The 17213-nt window shown below is 52.1% G+C and carries 16 protein-coding genes; 4 read left to right on the top strand and 12 right to left on the bottom strand.

Annotation, left to right across the window (positions count from 1 at the left end):
- Nucleotides 1-214: 214 nt before the first annotated feature.
- The 9 genes from NTX59_04330 to NTX59_04290 form a co-directional block, all read right to left on the bottom strand.
- Nucleotides 215-535 carry an HNH endonuclease gene (locus NTX59_04330; protein MCX5784894.1) on the bottom strand — a complete coding sequence of 107 codons (321 nt, stop codon included), beginning with the start codon at nucleotides 533-535 and terminating at the stop codon, nucleotides 215-217.
- 386 nt (nucleotides 536-921) lie between these two features.
- Nucleotides 922-1557, bottom strand: a complete 636-nt coding sequence (locus NTX59_04325) for a C39 family peptidase (protein ID MCX5784893.1) — start codon at nucleotides 1555-1557, stop codon at nucleotides 922-924.
- Nucleotides 1558-1603: 46 nt separating this feature from the next.
- Nucleotides 1604-2497 (bottom strand): tetratricopeptide repeat protein, encoded by an 894-nt coding sequence (locus NTX59_04320; protein MCX5784892.1) that lies wholly within the window; start codon nucleotides 2495-2497, stop codon nucleotides 1604-1606.
- Nucleotides 2498-2564: 67 nt separating this feature from the next.
- On the bottom strand, nucleotides 2565-2903 hold the full coding sequence (locus NTX59_04315; GenBank protein ID MCX5784891.1) for a hypothetical protein: 339 nt from the start codon (nucleotides 2901-2903) through the stop codon (nucleotides 2565-2567).
- Nucleotides 2904-3272: 369 nt separating this feature from the next.
- Nucleotides 3273-3545 (bottom strand): hypothetical protein, encoded by a 273-nt coding sequence (locus tag NTX59_04310; GenBank protein ID MCX5784890.1) that lies wholly within the window; start codon nucleotides 3543-3545, stop codon nucleotides 3273-3275.
- 533 nt (nucleotides 3546-4078) lie between these two features.
- Nucleotides 4079-4669, bottom strand: coding sequence for a tetratricopeptide repeat protein (locus tag NTX59_04305; GenBank protein MCX5784889.1), 591 nt, complete (start codon nucleotides 4667-4669; stop codon nucleotides 4079-4081).
- Between the two features lie 222 nt (nucleotides 4670-4891).
- The gene (locus NTX59_04300) at nucleotides 4892-5479 is read right to left on the bottom strand and encodes a YbhB/YbcL family Raf kinase inhibitor-like protein (GenBank protein ID MCX5784888.1); all 588 of its coding nucleotides are present in this window, start codon (nucleotides 5477-5479) and stop codon (nucleotides 4892-4894) included.
- Between the two features lie 120 nt (nucleotides 5480-5599).
- Nucleotides 5600-6493 carry a hypothetical protein gene (locus tag NTX59_04295; GenBank protein MCX5784887.1) on the bottom strand — a complete coding sequence of 298 codons (894 nt, stop codon included), beginning with the start codon at nucleotides 6491-6493 and terminating at the stop codon, nucleotides 5600-5602.
- A gap of 73 nt (nucleotides 6494-6566) precedes the next feature.
- Nucleotides 6567-7646 (bottom strand): hypothetical protein, encoded by a 1080-nt coding sequence (locus NTX59_04290; GenBank protein ID MCX5784886.1) that lies wholly within the window; start codon nucleotides 7644-7646, stop codon nucleotides 6567-6569.
- A 312-nt stretch (nucleotides 7647-7958) separates the two neighbouring features.
- On the opposite strand from NTX59_04290, the gene NTX59_04285 reads away from it, so the two are divergent.
- Nucleotides 7959-8765 (top strand): NlpC/P60 family protein, encoded by an 807-nt coding sequence (locus tag NTX59_04285; GenBank protein MCX5784885.1) that lies wholly within the window; start codon nucleotides 7959-7961, stop codon nucleotides 8763-8765.
- A gap of 263 nt (nucleotides 8766-9028) precedes the next feature.
- Here the strand turns inward: NTX59_04285 and NTX59_04280 are convergent, their stop codons facing one another.
- Nucleotides 9029-9775 carry a hypothetical protein gene (locus tag NTX59_04280; protein ID MCX5784884.1) on the bottom strand — a complete coding sequence of 249 codons (747 nt, stop codon included), beginning with the start codon at nucleotides 9773-9775 and terminating at the stop codon, nucleotides 9029-9031.
- A gap of 337 nt (nucleotides 9776-10112) precedes the next feature.
- Here NTX59_04280 and NTX59_04275 point away from each other — a divergent pair, with 337 nt between their 5' ends.
- Complete coding sequence (locus tag NTX59_04275) at nucleotides 10113-11192, top strand: alpha/beta hydrolase (GenBank protein ID MCX5784883.1); 1080 nt, start codon at nucleotides 10113-10115, stop codon at nucleotides 11190-11192.
- A gap of 225 nt (nucleotides 11193-11417) precedes the next feature.
- Here NTX59_04275 and NTX59_04270 read toward each other — a convergent pair whose 3' ends face one another.
- Together NTX59_04270 and NTX59_04265 are read right to left on the bottom strand one after the other, a co-directional pair.
- Complete coding sequence (locus tag NTX59_04270; GenBank protein MCX5784882.1) at nucleotides 11418-12329, bottom strand: PfkB family carbohydrate kinase; 912 nt, start codon at nucleotides 12327-12329, stop codon at nucleotides 11418-11420.
- 115 nt (nucleotides 12330-12444) lie between these two features.
- Nucleotides 12445-13134, bottom strand: coding sequence for a hypothetical protein (locus NTX59_04265; GenBank protein ID MCX5784881.1), 690 nt, complete (start codon nucleotides 13132-13134; stop codon nucleotides 12445-12447).
- A 307-nt stretch (nucleotides 13135-13441) separates the two neighbouring features.
- Here NTX59_04265 and NTX59_04260 point away from each other — a divergent pair, with 307 nt between their 5' ends.
- Together NTX59_04260 and NTX59_04255 are read left to right on the top strand one after the other, a co-directional pair.
- Nucleotides 13442-14056, top strand: a complete 615-nt coding sequence (locus NTX59_04260) for a hypothetical protein (GenBank protein MCX5784880.1) — start codon at nucleotides 13442-13444, stop codon at nucleotides 14054-14056.
- 121 nt (nucleotides 14057-14177) lie between these two features.
- A complete protein-coding gene (locus NTX59_04255; protein MCX5784879.1) occupies nucleotides 14178-17141 on the top strand; it encodes a response regulator in 2964 nt (987 codons plus the stop codon).
- The last annotated feature ends 72 nt before the right edge of the window (nucleotides 17142-17213 follow it).

Here is a 17213-nt window from a genome sequence, read left to right as displayed (position 1 = left end):
GGTTTCCCCCCGAAACGGGGCCCCCCATCCGCTATGTGGCTCCAGAGCAACCCCATGCCTAGCCCTTAAAGAAAATTATTATAATATGCGGTAAGAAGCCTAATGAAAACCCTCACAAACAAATCCAACCGTCACCCCTTCGCTGTTCTTTATCCTGATATCTTTAAATTAAGGTTCCCCACCCAAATCGTTGGTAACGCTAAATCCACCCACCCTAGGCATCACGTTTTAGCGCTTCCTTAATGACATCCGCAACCGTCTCCCGATGAATTCCATGTCGTTTACAGTAGTTTGACTCAATCCAAAAAGAAAGCTTTTTTGTTCCTTTACTTGAATTGCAGGAAGCACAGCATCTTGCAATATTTTCTCGTGTGATAATTCTAGCGTCGTTAACAATATGCTCCCATGTCGCGACAGATTTGCGTGAACCATCTGCAGGGGGAAATTCAAGCATTGGAGTTCTGCAATAGACACACAGCTTGTCACGTTGCCGAACCTCATACTCAAGCCAATCTGGGATACCCCATTTATTCATTTGATTGTTTTACATGTGCTCCGTTACCAAGATTTTTTACCTTACAAAGCGGAGTATTGACAACAAAATAACTAATTATACCTCCTAATCCGGATATAGGGATATTATGCCACAAATGTGTAATTTTTAATATTTTTATTGGTAAAGATGACCGGATGGACGTAAGTTTTTATAAGTTGGCTGCGACCTTTGGGGCGGGTTAGGATGTATCAACGGGGCGGGGATATTTATATTAAAGAGATACCACTAAGGGCCGGGCATGGAGTTGCTCTGGAGCCACATAGCGGAAGGGAGGCTCCACCCGGTAGGGTGGAGGGGAACCACGGGAGGGTTCCCCACCGTGGCGGAATGGGCAACCCCATGCCCGACCCGCTCCCCGGTGGTGATTACAGCGTAGGAACCAGTGGGGCGGGGTATTTTTTCAGCGGGGTTTTGCCACTGATGAAAATGGCTAGCTGCTTGTCGTTCCAGACACCGGTTTTCAGATTTTCATAGTCGTGCCAGCGCTCCATAAGTTCGGCAATCGGTATGTAAGTGTACCCCGTCCCCACCGACGGGTCCATAAAGTAGGCGTATTGCCCGTCCAAGGCCGTCAGCACCAGGTAGTGCCCATCCTCGCGCCTTTTGGCCCATGACATTTCCCCCGGCTTGTCCGGCCAGGCCTGAATATCCACAATAACAGTATCCCCCCTGACAAACGCTTTGCGCAGATCTTCCACCGAAGTCATTTCCTTGTAATAGGCGCTCAGGCCGTATTTCTGCGCGCCTTTCACAAGCCCCTGGGGAGTCGCTCCCTCGGCGGGCGTGGTGCCCGTTACTTCAATAAGCCCGCTTAGATTGCCGGTGTAAACCTGCCAGTAGAACAGTACCGCCAAAAGCGACGCCGCGCCACAGGTGTAGCCGGAGGGCTGCCGCACGATGGGAACAGGCAGGGCGTCTGCCGGCAGCACGGGCTTAGGCCCGCCCGCGCGTGCGCAGGCGGAAAAAGAGATAAAAATTAACAGCAGGATTTTATTGCGCATAGTGTGTAAAAATGTGTCAGCCGGCGCCTTTTTCCTCTTGGTGTGACTATTTTTGAGATAGGCTTTGGTATTTTTCCTCGTCAGCTGCCGCCTTGTCATGCTCACCCTTCACACCATAGAGCATTCCGCGGTTATTATATGCCTTGGCATTTTTCGGGTCAAGCGCTATCACCTCGGAATAATCTTCAATCGCCTTATCATACTCGCCCGTCCGGCTGTAGGCAAGTCCGCGGTTATAATATGCCGAAATCCCCTTCGGTTCAATTGCTATCGCCCTGGAACAATCCTCGATCGCTTTGTCATACTCGTCCGTCTGGCCATAGATAAGCCCGCGGTTATTATATGCCGAGGCATCCTTCGGATCAATCGCTATCACCCTGGAAAAATCCTCAATCGCTTTATCATATTCGCGCTTCTTAAAATAGGCAACTCCGCGGGTATTATATGCCGAGGCATCCTTCGGTTCAATTACTATCGCCTCGGAAAAATCCTCAATCGCTTTATTATAATCGCCCTTGTCATAGTAAATAACTCCACGGTTAAAATATACCCAGGCAGGCTTTGGGTCAATTGTTATCGCCTTGGAATAATCTTCAATCGCCTTGTCAGACTCTCCCTTATGCCCGTAGGCAATTGCGCGATTAGCATATATTCCGGCATACTGCGGGTTAATTGCTATCGACCTGGAGAAATCTTCAATCGCCTTGTCATATTCTCCTTTCTTACTATAGATAATCCCGCGCCTGTTATATGCCGCGGCATCTTTAGGATTAACTTCTATCGCCTTTGAAAATTCCCCTATCGCCTTGTCATACTCGCCTTTCTGACCGTAGGCAAGTCCGCTGTCATTATATGCCGCGGTATCCTTTGGTTTATCTGAGCATGCGCCGACAAATAAACATAAAACCGCCGCCAATGTTAAACTCGCTTTTTTAGCCACGCTCCCTCCTATAAATGAAAGGCTCCCGTTGTCTTTTCCCCGAACAAAGTCTTCCGCATATACTACTTTAAAATCCGATGTTGATTCCGATAGTCACGGGCAGAACGGCGTTCCTCCCGCCGATGTTCGCGAAACCTAGCTGGACCCCTTTTAACGTGCCCTTGCAGATGTTTATCAGACCTATCTGAATGCCGTGAATATTCCCGGCTGAGTTATAAAAACCGGCCTGAAGCCCGTAGATGCTGTCCGAATATCCGAAGAAATTCAAACTTATGCCCATAACCCGGTCCGCATCCGGCAACGCCGCCTCACCGTACAATTGCAGCTTTAACGGCGTCCAGCTTTCGGCGCAATACCCGCAGCAGGGCAAAGTCATAAACAACAGGAAAAATATTTTTATTTTCAAATCACACTCCCAAAAACAGGCCAGGACTTTAATTTTGATCTATGGTCATCTAACCTGTTCAGATATTATGCACCAAATTGGAGATATGGCACAAATTTTTATAAGCTGGCTGCGACCTTGGGGACGGGTGAAGATGTATCAACGGGGCGGGGATATTTTTATTAAAGAACTTCATCAAGGGCCGGGCATGGGGTTGCTCTGGAGCCACATAGCGGATGGGGGGCCCCGCTTCGGGGGGAAACCACGGGAGGGGTTCCTACGTGGCGGAAGGGCAACCCCATGCCCGGCCCTCTCCCCCCCGGCCCCCGAGGACAATCTCCACCGGCAGGACCCCGACTTGGCATCTCGCGGTATTAATTTAAAAAAAATTTAATCCTTCGGTTTATCGTTGTTCTGGATTTTCAGGGGTTTTTGCGGTTCGGGGCTCCGCATAGTCCTGGAACCGGCGATAATTTCAAAAACTTTCCCCAGCGCCCATTTACAGGTATATGGCGACTTATGCGACACTGCCTCTTTAAAATGCACCGGCACCAGTTTTTTCTTTGCCAGCACGGCCATTTCCTGCTTCCCTCCCTGTTTGCCGCGCAGACGGTTTTTTTTCTTTTTCTTAGACTCCGGCCCCGCGGCCTTTTTTAATTTCACCGGATTCTCCTGCCGGAGTCCGACAGAATTATTATCATTCGATTTCTGTATCACTGCGGTATTGCCGTAAAGTATGATGGGCCGCTGCTGTTGCTGCTGGTACTGCTCCGGGGCGCTGACGGTTTCAGTACTGCCGGACTTTGCAACAGCGGGAAAAACCAAAATAAGAACCGTAAACCACAACTCATAAAAAGGTGCCTGGCACCTTTTTGGGGACTGTCCCCTAATAAATTGTTTATATTTTATAAGCATTTTTTCCATTTTTAAAAAGGCACCTGCTTACATTCAAGTTTCCAGCCCGAAAGTTGCAGTTAACTGCAACTTTCGCCCCGAAGGGGCCGCCCTTTTCCGACGGTAAGCAGGGCAAATGTGTACTTGGTGCGGCACGCACAAAAAATGCACTCAAAACTCGCCTATGAGCGTAAAAGGGCGGGGCAAGCCAGCCCTTTTGCCCAATAAGTTTCTGAATCATAGGGCAAAAGAGCTGCCCTCCGGGCGAATCCTGACTGCAGGATTCGGGCTAGCGCAACACTTTATTTTGTCTTCTCCGCATCCTGCAGCCTTTTCAAGGCTTCCCCGGCCATGAGGAACTCCCGGTCCGCTTCAAGCGCTTTCCGGTACATTTCCGCGGCGGATCGCTCATTTTTTCCCAACTCAAAGGCGCGGCCTTTCCAGTAATAGGCCGGCGCGTATGTGCCGTCATTGGCCAGGGCCAGGTTAAACTTATACAGGGCCTTATCGTATTCGCCCTGCGCCAGATAAACGCGTCCGTGGGCCACATAGCACTCGGGGTTGGACTCATTGAGCTGTATGGCTTTATTAATGTAGGTTTCGGCGGCCTGGTAATCGCCCTGGGCGGAGTGGGCGAGCGCAAGCCCGATATAACCGAACTGGTATTCCGGATCCAGGCCGATGGAGCGATGGAAGTCGCGCAGGGCTTCGGCGGTATCGCCTTTTTCCAGCGCGGCGTTCCCCAGGCTGTAAGCGCGCAGGGAAGTATCCTCAGGCGAATCCGCTTTTATTGTGGGCCTCGGCCTGGAAGCGGAACAGGCGCAAAGCGCGCAGAGCGCGGCGGCGGCGCCCGCCCGGGCGGCAAGTTTTAAAAGCGACGAATTGGCTGTCATTGTATTTTCCCCCTTGTACCGGTTCAGACCGGCTTAAAGAATTCGGCTTTATACGCAAATTTGTTTTTCAGATCCTGACGGCATTATAGGGGACTTGAGGCTGTCCCAAAACCACCGATTTTTCGCAAACCAACCGGGGATATTATGCGGCAAACGGGGAGGTTAGCCAAATTTTCATTGGTAAGACCCATACCCCAAAAAGGAGCCCGGCTTTGTGTTCAATCAGCTTTTATAAAGGCCTATAAGTTCGCCCTGGGCTAAGATATGGCCCTGCATGGCTTTAAGGAGGGCGTTCTTTGTTATCCCGGCGCTCAGGCCAAGGACCTTGTCCAGCGCGTATACTTTGAAGAAATAGCGGTGTGGTTTGCCCGGGGGCGGGCAGGGCCCGTAGTATCCCACCCGGTTAAAGTCGCCGTCATTAACTCCCCATACAAGCCCATGCTTGGAGCCGTCCGGCAGGGTCTTGTTTTTAGCGACATTTTCTTCCAGGCCGGTCAGCGCCGGCGGGATGTCAAACAGTATCCAGTGCACCCAGGCGCCGGGAGGCGCGTCGGGATCGTCCATGATGACGGCTATGCTTTTGACTCCGCCGGGCAGGTCCCCCCATCTCAATTCAGGCGACACGTCTTCCCCTCCGCAGGCATGTTTTTTGGGAATATAGGCATTGTGCTTGAACGCGGAACTGGTTATTGTAAGAGTCATTTTCTTCCCCCCCTTTACCATCCTTAATTTATGTTTTTTTACCCCGTTTTGGGCCGCGCCGGATACCGTCAGCGCGAAAATGCAGGACAGAAATATTATTTTTTTCACGGCAAAACCGGCCTTTAAATTTTGACGTTTTTATCAGCGGACTTAACTCTTTAATATTATGCGAAAATAGCGGCCGCGTGGCAAATCTTCATATCCTGGATCAGGCTCCTGCTTTTCTTTTCAATTCCAGAAGAGAACCGAATCCTCCGGCCCGGAACTTCTTCCGTCGTTGAGGCGGTAAGTGCCGTTCTCTTCCCAATCGGCGTTTTCTTTCTTGATAAAATCCATGAATTCACCCAGGGTAACGGCTCTGCCGGCCTTCCCCTGTTGTATATTGAGCAGCTTCCAAAGATATGGGCCGAACCCTATCCCCTTATCCGTATATGTCGATGTCCCCTCTTCTTCACCGCTGGCGACCACAGCGAACCCGGGCCTTTGGAAGCCGCTTCCCCTTTCCTCCGGGCGGACGAATATACCGGAATAGCAGGCGCTCACCAGCAGCGCTTTAAACCCGGCGCCCGATCTTTCGGCCCAGTCGGATAATTCGGCGGGCGATATGTAATTGTTTTTCCGGTCAATGCTGATAATCCCTTTTAAATCTCCGTGTCCGCCGTAATATATCACCAAAACATCTTTTGGGCCCAGATGAAGCGCGGTGATGGTTTTTTTGATCTGCCGTTTTGTCGCTTTGGCGCCCTTCAGCACCGTAATGCCGCCCTTGGGGAAGCAGCGCCATTTTTTAAGGAAGGCCGCCAACCGCATTGCGAATGGATTATGGCAGGTGGACCCGGAACCGTTCTTGTTCATGATATCCACGCCTATAATTACGGCGTGATACTTAAAGTTTTTGTAATTGGACGGGTTAGGATAAGATGTTTCCGCTTCGGCAGAAACCGCGGGGACAGGCCTGAAATTGGCGGCTCCGGCATTGCCCGGGCCTGTCTCCTGGGTATAGGATATCCGCGGCAAAAGCAGGAGTACCGGCAAAACGCAGCATACAAGGATACCTTTTAAGCGCGGGGTTTCAAGTTCCGGCAGGCCGCCGAAAACACTCTCTATTTTCAATATTTTCATAAATTTACTTTTTAAAAAAGCCTCCTCCCTTCCCGTTTAATCGGGTAAGGGATGGGAGGCCTAAGTTGTTATCCTATTGCCGGTCAAGGGTCGCGCAGTTTAGGTAGCCTTTTCCTTCATCTTTGCCGGTGACCAGGAAATCTTCGAGAAAGGCCTCAACATCCGCGTTGCCGCCCTTTACATCGTCAAGCGCCGCGTTCGCGAAGCCCGTAAGATAGGCCTGCGCGGCTTTCGTCGCAAGCCCCCGCAGCATGGCATTGCCCGGGTATTGGACATTTCCCTGGAAATATATACTGTCCCTGGGCTCATTGCCGTCACCCACGCCGTGGGCGCAGACTTTAGCTTCCGAGGGCGGAAGCACCTTATTGTCATAGTAGTAACACAGATCCGTGATGACATGCGAATCGCCGGGAGAGCGCTGCAGATGCGCCGGCGCGAAAGAATCCTCCACCGCGTGCGCGCCAATACCCGCGAACATGTACATCTTCTCATATTCCCGCATCGCCGCGGTTTTGTCGGCTTCAGCCCGCCCTTTTTTCCAGTGCGCCCAGGCCTCGCCGGTCAGAGCCCGGATAACGTCCACGCCCTTTCGGCAGGAATCGGCCGCCGGCCAGAGCACAGGCTTGCCGCCGGTTTCGGTGTACCCGCGGAGAAAATGCAGCGGCATTCCTACTCCCACGTTCGGCAGTTCCTTGCAGCCCTCAGCGTCCTTAGTCCAGCCCATTTTGTTGGTAAAAAAATCGCAGTAAGCGTTAAAAAGGACTGTGGAATGGAACTTGGAGAACATTCGGGGTTTGTCGGCCACGGAGTTCCCCTCCTCAAGCCTGTTCATTGTGTAATAAGTGCCGTCGTCCAGATAGATTTCGGGATAGAAACCTCCCGAAAGTTCCGATACTCCCATTGGCCACCGATCGTATGGGATCCTGGGGAGTATACGCGAATAAAGGCTCTTGGCCCAGCCGGCAAGTTCCCCGGCGCGGGATGCGCGCAATGTCTGGTTGGACGCCATCGCGGCATCGGTTGTGATTACCGTGTGGGAATTGTATACGTACGGTAAGAATTGGTCCCAGCTAAGAAGATTGTCAGTAAATACCGGCAGAATAGCCAGCGCGCCTATGACAGCCAGCGCGCAGGTATGCAATTTGTTTTTCATGTTGTCCTATTTTGAAACGAAAATATGATCTTTTGGACTACTGAAACAGTCTACCTTAAAAGGATGAAATCCCACATGGGAGCAAAGGGCAGTAATTTCCGGGCAAAATACCTATAGGCCCTTAGGCCCGCGGTTTTAATATCGCTTCTATACTCAAAGCCGTAAAAAGCTCATTTTACCTTTGTCGACGAGACTAAAATTTCATCCACCTTTGCGTCTAGGTCCTTTGGCCCTACAGAAGGTGGGTCTAAACGCCCTGCCGCCGCGTTCGGCGGGCTGCTACACTATCCATGAAGGCGGGAAGGAGGCGTTATGAAACTTATTTTAACGGCTTTTGCGGCATTCAGCGTATGCGGACATCTTTACGCGGATGTCAGTTTTGATTCGCTCGGAACGAGCTTCAGCCGGGATATGCAGGCTATCTCCGTTCCGGCTCCCACTCCCGTAGAAGTGATATTCTACGCCAAGAAGGACGGCACCAGGGTTTTCAGCGCGCCGGAGCGGACCGGCGGGGATTCCGACATCCTGGCGGAACTGCGCGGCGGTGAGCGCGTCAAGGTCATTGGCAGAACCGGTGATTTATATAACGTTGCGATCAACCGCCGCGAATATAATTCCGAAGCAGGACAATGGACCAACACTCAGGGCTGGGTAAGCGTCGCAAGCATCGGAGAGGATGCCCCCGCGACAGAGTCTCTTACTATCCCGATGACGTTCCAGGATATGCAGCCTGGCGGATGCCGCGAGGCGTTCATAGAAAAACTGAAGGGTTTTGCGGCAGAAAGGGTGCCGTATGTCTGGGGCGGAACTTCCCACTCCGGCGTGGACTGCTCCGGCCTTGTGGTGGCGGCAATGCTGGAATCAGGGTGTATTGCGCAAACGCCTCCGCGCACCGCGGCGGATCAGCAAAGAGCCGCGGCCCCCAGGGAAAGTGTGGATCAGCTGCAGCCGGGAGACCTGATTTTCGTCGGTACGCCTGCCCACCACGTAATAGTATTCATGGGCAAAGAACAGGACGGCAGCTATACGGTCATAGAGGCGCCGAACAAGGGCAGTGTGGTTAACATTCATCCCTTGCAGCTTTCAGCGAACGAAACCTTCGGGGCGCTTCTGCAATAGCGGAAACGCCGGCGTCTGACAAAAAGAAACCCGGTGTTAATACTCACTAATTCGGTAATTATTTCCGGGTCCTGTCAGCAGGGGCACCCCGCAGAACCGGGGTCCTCCAGCGCGTCGGCCCCTGCCATCCTCGCCCTCCTCTGACTGCAAGCCCAAGTCGGGCTCCGGAGGCTTCTGCGAAATGCCCCTGCTGCCACCCCGTTTAATTTACTCCAAAACGGTTATTTAATTACTGAGCTAGCACACCAGGTTCCTTTGGGATGTTAGATCTCGTTCAACTGGTATTTATTCCACAAATCGTTAAAGAGGGCTTCTGGGTCGGAGGGGACGTCCCATCTGGCGAAGAAGGCGCAGATATTGCGGAGATCCCTCAGCAACAATATTTGGGCGTTGGGATTGCGCCTTGGGTCCGAAGCCTGGGGAAAGTCTATCACCACCACCCTGCCCCTGTAATACAGCACATTGTACGGCGACAGGTCGCCATGGACTATATTACAGCGCAGGAATAACTCCACATTGCGCATTACGCGCACGAAAAGTCCGCGAGGGTCTTTTATTTCGCTCCTTGCCTCCACCAGCTTAAATGCGCGCTCGTTCCCGTCTCCCAGGTATTCCATCACAAACGAGCCCTGCCCCGTTTTAACAACAGCGGGCACATCCGCCCCGGCGGCAAAGAGCTCTTTAAGATAAACCGTCTCGCGATTTTGCCATACTGCCTCCTCCACCGCCCTGCCGAAGCGGCTTTTTTTCTGAACGGCCAGCAACTCCCTCCTCGTGAACAGGTTCTGTGTCACAAAATAATCCGCCCTGTTCTTAAAGGCGCGCTCCTCCCTTTTTTTATAGACCTTGGCGGCGTAATACAGCTTTCCGGCACTCTTGCTTTTTGATACGACATGGACCACCGCCTCCTTGCCTTCGCTCAGGATGCGCTCGTAACCGTTTATGGTACCGTCGTCAAAATACTGTCTCAACGCTTCCGGGCAGGAGTACGATTCTTTAATATAATTCATTCAGGCTCCGTTTTGTGTAGGCGGGGCGGCCGCGCGCAATGCGCGGCGGCCTCCGTGGCGGAGCCGCCGGTGTTCCGGAATCAAGTCAATTAATCAGGGAATAAAAAGGAGGCGGCTTCCGCGGTTGTTTTGTTGGTTGTGATTTTTTTCATAATTGCGCCTCCTTTGTTCAAGGAATGTAAATATTCTAGCAAATAGTACCGGGGGTAAATCTTGAATTTTAAGAAAAACCAGGCATCCTCCGGTAAATCTATGCCCTTTAGGCCTATAAGAAATCAGGCCATACGACCCTTGATAAGAGTCATGTTTTGTGCGACACTAGAGTTAAGGGTTATTGATGAAAAAAAGCTTTCTTTTTTCGGCCGCAGTGTTAGCGTTCCTGGGACTTAACCTTAGAGCCCAGGACATTTCATTTGATTCCCTTTACAACGGGACCGCGGGCATAAACGCCATACCGGCGGCTGCTCCGGCTCCCTCCTTAGCCGGCAGGGAGCCTGTCGTTATCACCGTGTCGGGTCTGGACTTCGGCGAGATAGGCTGCGGGCCGTTTGATGTGGATCACCTTAGAAAACTTTTTAATTTCTTCTTTCCAAAAAAAGATTACAACGACATTGACCTGGTTAACGCCGTAGTTTCTTTCAATAAAGACCGTTTCTTACTGGAAAACGGCGAAGACAATGCGGGGCCGGACCAACACGCGGCGCGTCTGCCGGATAATTATCTGGAGGCTAAGATCGCCGAAACGCCGGAATATGCCCAGAACAAAATAACCCTCGTTCCTTTTATCTGGTCCAGGGACCCGGAGGACAGCGCGAAAGCCGCCCAGGAATTTGAACAAAAGCTGATAGAGGTACACGAAACCTATAAAAACAGGCCCATCCATATCCTGGCGCACAGCTGGGGCACAGTCCTCATTCATGAAACCCTGCACCGTGTCAGCCTGTCGCACCCTGAAATAAAGATAGAGAGATTAATCACCGCCGGTTCGCCGCTGGTGCCGGGCAACGCGGTGGTCAGGCTGTTCCGTGCTATTGAAATCAATCATGCGCATTTCCTTAAGGACGTATCCAAACCCGCGAATATCGGAACCTGGAAAAATATCTGGGCAAGCCGCGACCCCTACTCAAATGCCATACCCGCAGCCGACTCCAACGCCCAGATCGACTCGGACGTTGAAAACGTAGAACCCGCTCTTATAGACCTCATCCTGCACAATAAGGCGCTCAAAAAGCTGGCCGAGCATGACCTCATAAAAATACGCAACTTCGGAGATTGGCATTTCTCCTACATTTTAGACTACAAGGCCAGCCTTGAATCCATCCACAAAGACATCTTTGTGCCGGTCTTCGAACCGCTGATAGCGCCCCAGGTGGTGGAATTCGCCGACACGCAAAAAACCTTCAGCCCTAAGCCATAGGCCTTAAGCCTTCCCGGAAAATTCAATACCTGCGCAGGAGGGGAAACCGCCATGCGGTGTCCCCTCAGCCGTTGGGAAAGGGTGGAAACCGCCATGCGGTGTCCCTTAAATAGTCTGGAAGGGGTCGTTTATCAAAGGCCTATGGCCTTCGAACGGCCGGTTGAATTTTTCGGGTAAATTATATGATTTATCGCCCTTTTTCCCGAAAGGGCCAGGCAGGGGATTTCACACTATTGAAAGAGACTTTACGTACTTGCTATAACGCTTGTTTATTTCGGACATGGAGAGTTTCTCCGTCCTTCTGACGCTGAAATTTTCCACGCTGAAAGAAGACAACACCGTTCCATAGGCCATAGCGCGTTTCAAAACGTTAAAATTACGCCAGTCGGGGGACGCGGCCAGGTAACCCACGAAACCTCCGGCGAAAGTGTCTCCGGCGCCGGTAGGGTCCACTACTTTTTCTATCGGCTGGGCGGGCATGGCAAGAGTCTCTCCGTCGTAGAACAGCATGGAGCCGCTGTCGCCCCTCTTGATCACCACTATCTGCGGGCCCATTTTGGCAAGCAGTCTTGCGGCCGTCATCAGGTTATACTCTTTCGTCAGCTGGCGGGCTTCTTCTTCATTAATAAAAACCAGATTAACCCTGGATAAAAGCTTTTTAAGGGAACTCTTCTTGAGGGTTATCCAGTAATTCATGGTGTCGCAGGCCACAAGCCTCGGCTTATCCATCTGGCTGAGCACATCCCACTGCAGGTCAGGGTCGATGTTAGCCAGGAACAGCACCCCGCACTTACTGTGCGAGGGGCTGAGTTTAGGTTTAAAATCCTTAAAAACGTTAAGTTCCGTGGCCAGGGTGGTGGCATTTTTAAAATCTTCATTATACCTGCCCTTCCAGTGGAAGGTCTTGCCGGGCATGACCGTCATACCCTCAAGGTCTATGTTGCGGCGCTTCAAGAGCCGGCGGAAAGGGGAGGGAAAATCCTCACCCACCACTCCCACTATTCTCACCGGCGCGAACTGGGAAGCGGAAATGGAAAAATGCACAGCCGAGCCTCCAAGCGCCCTGTTTGTCCTCCCGTGAATAGTCTGCACGGAATCCAGCGCGACAGAACCGACGACTAAAATATTCTTTTTCATATTTTATTGGAAATTAGGACAGCGACCGTTATTTGGCTTTTGAAACCGGCTTTTGATCTAATCCACTATTACTTTTTAGCAAATGGCGGAGAAGTTGGCAAGGACAAAAGGACAATCAAAACAGTTTGCGCGGCAGGGCCATGTTTGCGTAAGGGCGCGCGCGGCGGCGGGAGAGCGGCGTTTTTACGCCGCCAAGGATTTCGGCCTCAAACAGCAGCGAATCAGCCTTGCGAAGGCTTTTTTCCGGATATTTGCCCAGCACCCGGTAGTGCTTTACGGCGTCCAGTTTCCTGCTTACGAAAAACACGTTTTTCCCTGAGTAAAGCCATTCAGGCTTTAAATCCGAGGCCTTGAGCGGAACCGAAAATTCGCGCAGGGTTTTTTCCCCCCGGTTGTTGTAGTAGAACTCAAAATAGCTTTTAGCCAGTTCGGCGCTGGAAGCGTAGACCGGCTCCCTGTAGCGCAGGCCGCAAAAATGCGACTGCGCCACCGCGCCCCACCTGCCGTTTTCAAGAAACGGCGCGATCACATGGTCATCATCCCTGCCGTTGGCTCTCAGGTCAAGAAGTAATGCCGGCCGGCCATGGAAAAGAAACGCCGCGGCGGCGAGCATCGCCCCCTCCACGCAATGCGCTTTCCCATGTTTCAACACGCCGAGCGGCGAAAAGCAGGTATCCGGCTTTTCATCATTGTAGGCGAGCTCATGGTCGAGGAAGTCCTGGACCCTGCGCGGGGTGTCCAGGCGCCGGAGAATCCCTGTTTGCTCTTTTGAAAAACGCGAAAACTCGACAGCCTTGAATTTCATAAATAAGTGGAACTTATAAGCCACTTACTTTTTAGCAAATGGGGAAGTAGCTGGCAAGTTATTTTAGAGTCAAATGCTATAATTCCAAATCCGGCGCCGCGGCACAAGCGCTTTTAACCCGAATCCTGCAGTTCAAGATAGGTTTCACTGAGTAACACAGGGAACAGAAACATTGCAATACCTGTGTAGGTGCCGTTTCAAAGGCTATGGCCATAAGATGGCCGAGGGCGTATCCACCGCGAAGCGGTCCCTGAGCACTGCGAAGGGGAATTCTTCAACTGAAGAATTCGGATTTAGGAGAAATATAATGAATGAAAATCCCGGTCAGTCACAGAACACCCCGGTTTTCGGCGAGCCAACGCCGCTTGGGCTTATCGGCCTTGCCATAGGCTGCGCCGCGCTTACACCCATAGCTTTCGGCTGCTCGCTTACCCCGGCAGGTTTCAAAACGGCGGCGGTGTGGGCGCTGCTGTTCGGCACCGGCTGTCAGATGCTGGCAGGCCTTATGAGCCTCACTAACAAGAATGTGCTGGGCGGCACGCTGTTCACGGCATTTTCCTTTATGTGGGCGATAAACGCCTGGACGCTTAATTCCATAGCGAACGGCTTTATACCGGATGCCGGCATCCTGCTGGCCATAGACATAACCCTGCTGCTTATATTCGCGGTGCTTACCTACGGCTTCGGATTTTTTAGCAGCCTGCTTTTCGCCTTCCTTCTGGATATTGACCTGCTTTTTCTGGCAAAGGTAGTAAAACATTTCGCCGGGCCGGCGCCTGCGGCGGCACTATCCTTTCTTATAGGCTGCCTTACGGTGCTGATGGGGCTTATCGCCCTGTGGCTGGCTTTCGCCATGCTTATAAACCCCATAGCCGGCAGGGTCATATTCCCCGCAGGCAGACCGCTCTTCCAAAAAAAGTGATAGTTGTTTGACCGCGGACTGCGAAGCCCCGCGCTTTTTCCCCAAAGGGGCCAAAGTACGGGGCTTTTCTTTTGCGTAGCGGACGCCCCCCCACTCCCGGCAATTTAGTAAAATAATAGTCATGGAACCCAAGCGCAGCCAGCCCATAGCGGAATATCAGGCTGAATTCGGCGGTTTTGAAAAACTGATGCCGAAGAGGATAAAAAATGTCCTTTTGGTGGCTTCGCTTTACGATTCTTTCCTGCTCGCCGATGACGAACGCCTGAACGAAGCGCTTTTCGGAGAGATGCTTGACGCCTCGGTGCACACGGCCCCTAAAATAACCCGCGTGCCGACCGCAGAAAAGGCTCTTGAAAAAATTGAAAAAAACCACTACGACCTGGTAATAGCCATGATACAGGTGGGCGAAACCGACATGACCGATTTCCTCACCGTCCTGAAGCACCTGAAACCGGAAATACCGGTGGTGCTCTTGTCTTTCAATGTCTCCGACGCGAAAAACATTCCGGAGGCGGCCCAGGCGCTCGCCGACGGGGTTTTCCTCTGGCAGGGCGATACCCGCATATTTTCAGCCATCATAAATTTAATCGAGGACGCGCGCAATTTTGAGCGCGACGCCGAGGTGGGCGTGCAGGCGGTCCTGCTGGTGGAGGACAATATCAAATTTTATTCCTCCTACCTCCCGATAATTTATTCCGAACTGCTGAAACAAACCCAGATAGTTATGGCCGAAGAGCTTAACCCCGCCAAGAAAGCCCTGCGCCTTAAAGCCCGGCCGAAAATTTTATTCGCGCGGGACTACGACAGGGCCTGGGAAATCTATTCCAGATATAAGACGAACATCCTTGGAGTTATAAGCGATATAGAATACCCCATCGGGAAAACCTGCGTGGAAGACGCGGGGCTCCGCCTCACAAAAAAAATAAAAGAAGACAATCCGGACATGCCGGTTCTTTTGCAGTCCTCGAACACCCGGTTCGCGGCGCGCGCGGGCGAGTTAGGCGCCACCTTTATGAGGAAAGCCTCCCCCGACCTTTCGCGCCAGCTCAGGGGCTTTATGCTGCGCTATTTCGGCTTCGGAGATTTCATATTCTCCGACAAGAACGGCTTTGAGTTCGCCAGAGCCGCCGACCTGCACACTATGACAAAGCTTTTAAAAACGGTGCCGGCGGAATCGGTGCTTTACCACGCGAGCCGCAACCATTTTTCGAAATGGCTGTTCGCGCGCACGGAATTTGAAATTGCCTATAACATACTTCCCAAGAAAATATCCGAGTTCAAGGACGGCGAGGCCCTGCGCAAGTATCTGATAGAAACCCTGCACCAGTTTATCTATAAAACCCAGCTGGGCACCGTGCTCAAATTCGACAGAAAGCTTTTTGACGATGAAACGCCGTTCGCCAAAATAGGATCGGGCTCCATAGGCGGCAAGGCGCGGGGGCTGGCGTTCGTGGATTTCCTTCTTGCGAAGAGCGACCTGCAGGATAAATTCGCGGGAGTGCGGGTTACGGTACCGAACACCATAGTTATCGCCACCGATGTCTTTGATTTCTTTATTGAGCAGAACGGCCTGGACTCGCTCATAAGCGAAAATTATTCTAACGCGCGTATAGCCGAGCTTTTCGAGCGCGCGCCGCTTCCGGATTATGTGCGCGACGATCTGCGCGCGGTGCTGGAAAAGCTGGAAGGGCCCCTGGCCGTGCGTTCGTCTTCGCTTTTAGAGGATTCAAAAACCCAGCCCTTCGCGGGGGTCTATAAAACCTACTTCCTTCCGAACGATTCCCCCGACGACGCCCTGCGCCTGGCGGAACTTGAGAAAGCGGTTAAATTCGTATACGCCTCGACTTTTTCAAGGGAAGCGCAGGCCTACAGGAAATTTGCCCCGCACATGGCGGAAGAAGAAAAAATGGCCGTGGTGATACAAAAAGTGGTGGGGCTGCCGTACGCGGGCGGAAAAAGATTTTACCCCGACTTCGCGGGGGTGATGCAGTCCTATAACTATTATCCGGTGCCGCCGCTTGAGCCGGAGAACCCCATAGTGCACATAGCGCTCGGCCTTGGAAAGACCATAGTGGACGGCTACACCTCTCTCCGCTTCTCGCCCGAGCACCCGAGGAATTTACACCAGTTTTCCACCCTGAAGGATTTCCTGCGCAACTCGCAGAAAAAGTTCATAGCCCTTGCGCTTGGCGGCGGAAAAGAGGCCGCTTTAAAATACGACGATGAATCCGCGCTCACCGTTCTTGACGCTGACCTGGCGGCCGAAGACGGAACGCTTGAGGCCGTGGGCTCCACCTACTCGTCCGAGAACGACGTGATTTACGACGATGTTTCCCGCCCCGGCGCGCGGCTCGTAACCTTCGCCCCCATTCTTAAAAACGAGCTCATTCCGCTTTCAAGCATCCTGAGCGCTCTCTCGGAAGCCGGCAAAGAGGCCATGGGCGCCAATATTGAAATGGAATTCGCCTGCGTGCTTGACAAGAAGAACAAGACCGCGGAATTTAATATTTTACAGATGCGGCCCATGGTGTCGCGCAGCTTCCTGAAAAAAGTGCACTTAGAGGAGCTGAAAAAAGAAAACCTGGTATGTTTAAGCGCCATGACGCTCGGCAACGGTCATATAAGAGATGTGTATGACCTTATATACGTTAAACCGGAAACCTTTAACTCTTTAAAAACGCGCGAGATAGCCGAACAGATAGGCGAGCTGAATTCGCGCCTGAAGCTGGAAAACCGCCACTATCTTCTTATCGGGCCCGGCCGCTGGGGCTCAAGCGACCCGGCGCTCGGCATACCGGTAAAGTGGGACCACATTTCAAATTCAAAAGTGATAGTTGAGGCCGACTATGAGGGCTTTTCGGTGGATCCGTCCTACGGCACGCATTTTTTCCACAACGTAACTTCACTCGGCATAGGCTACTTTACGATCAACTCCTACAGCAAGGAAGGCTTTATAAACTGGCCCTGGCTGAAAAGCATGGCGGTGTTGCATGAAACGGCCTATGTAAGACACCTGCGCCTCAGCTCTCCGCTTGACATCCGCGTTGACGGCTCGGAGGGACGAGGCGCGGCGGCGTTCACGTAAGATTTGAGCCATAGGGCCAAATCTGTCGCAAGTCACAGGTCACAAGCAAAAAACTTTTATATTTACTTCGGT

The organism is Elusimicrobiota bacterium (assembly GCA_026388155.1).
Classification (GTDB): Bacteria; Elusimicrobiota; Elusimicrobia; order Elusimicrobiales; family UBA9959; genus UBA9634.
The sequence above is the reverse complement of the archived record's forward strand: the minus strand, read 5'-3'. Positions and strand labels throughout refer to the sequence as shown.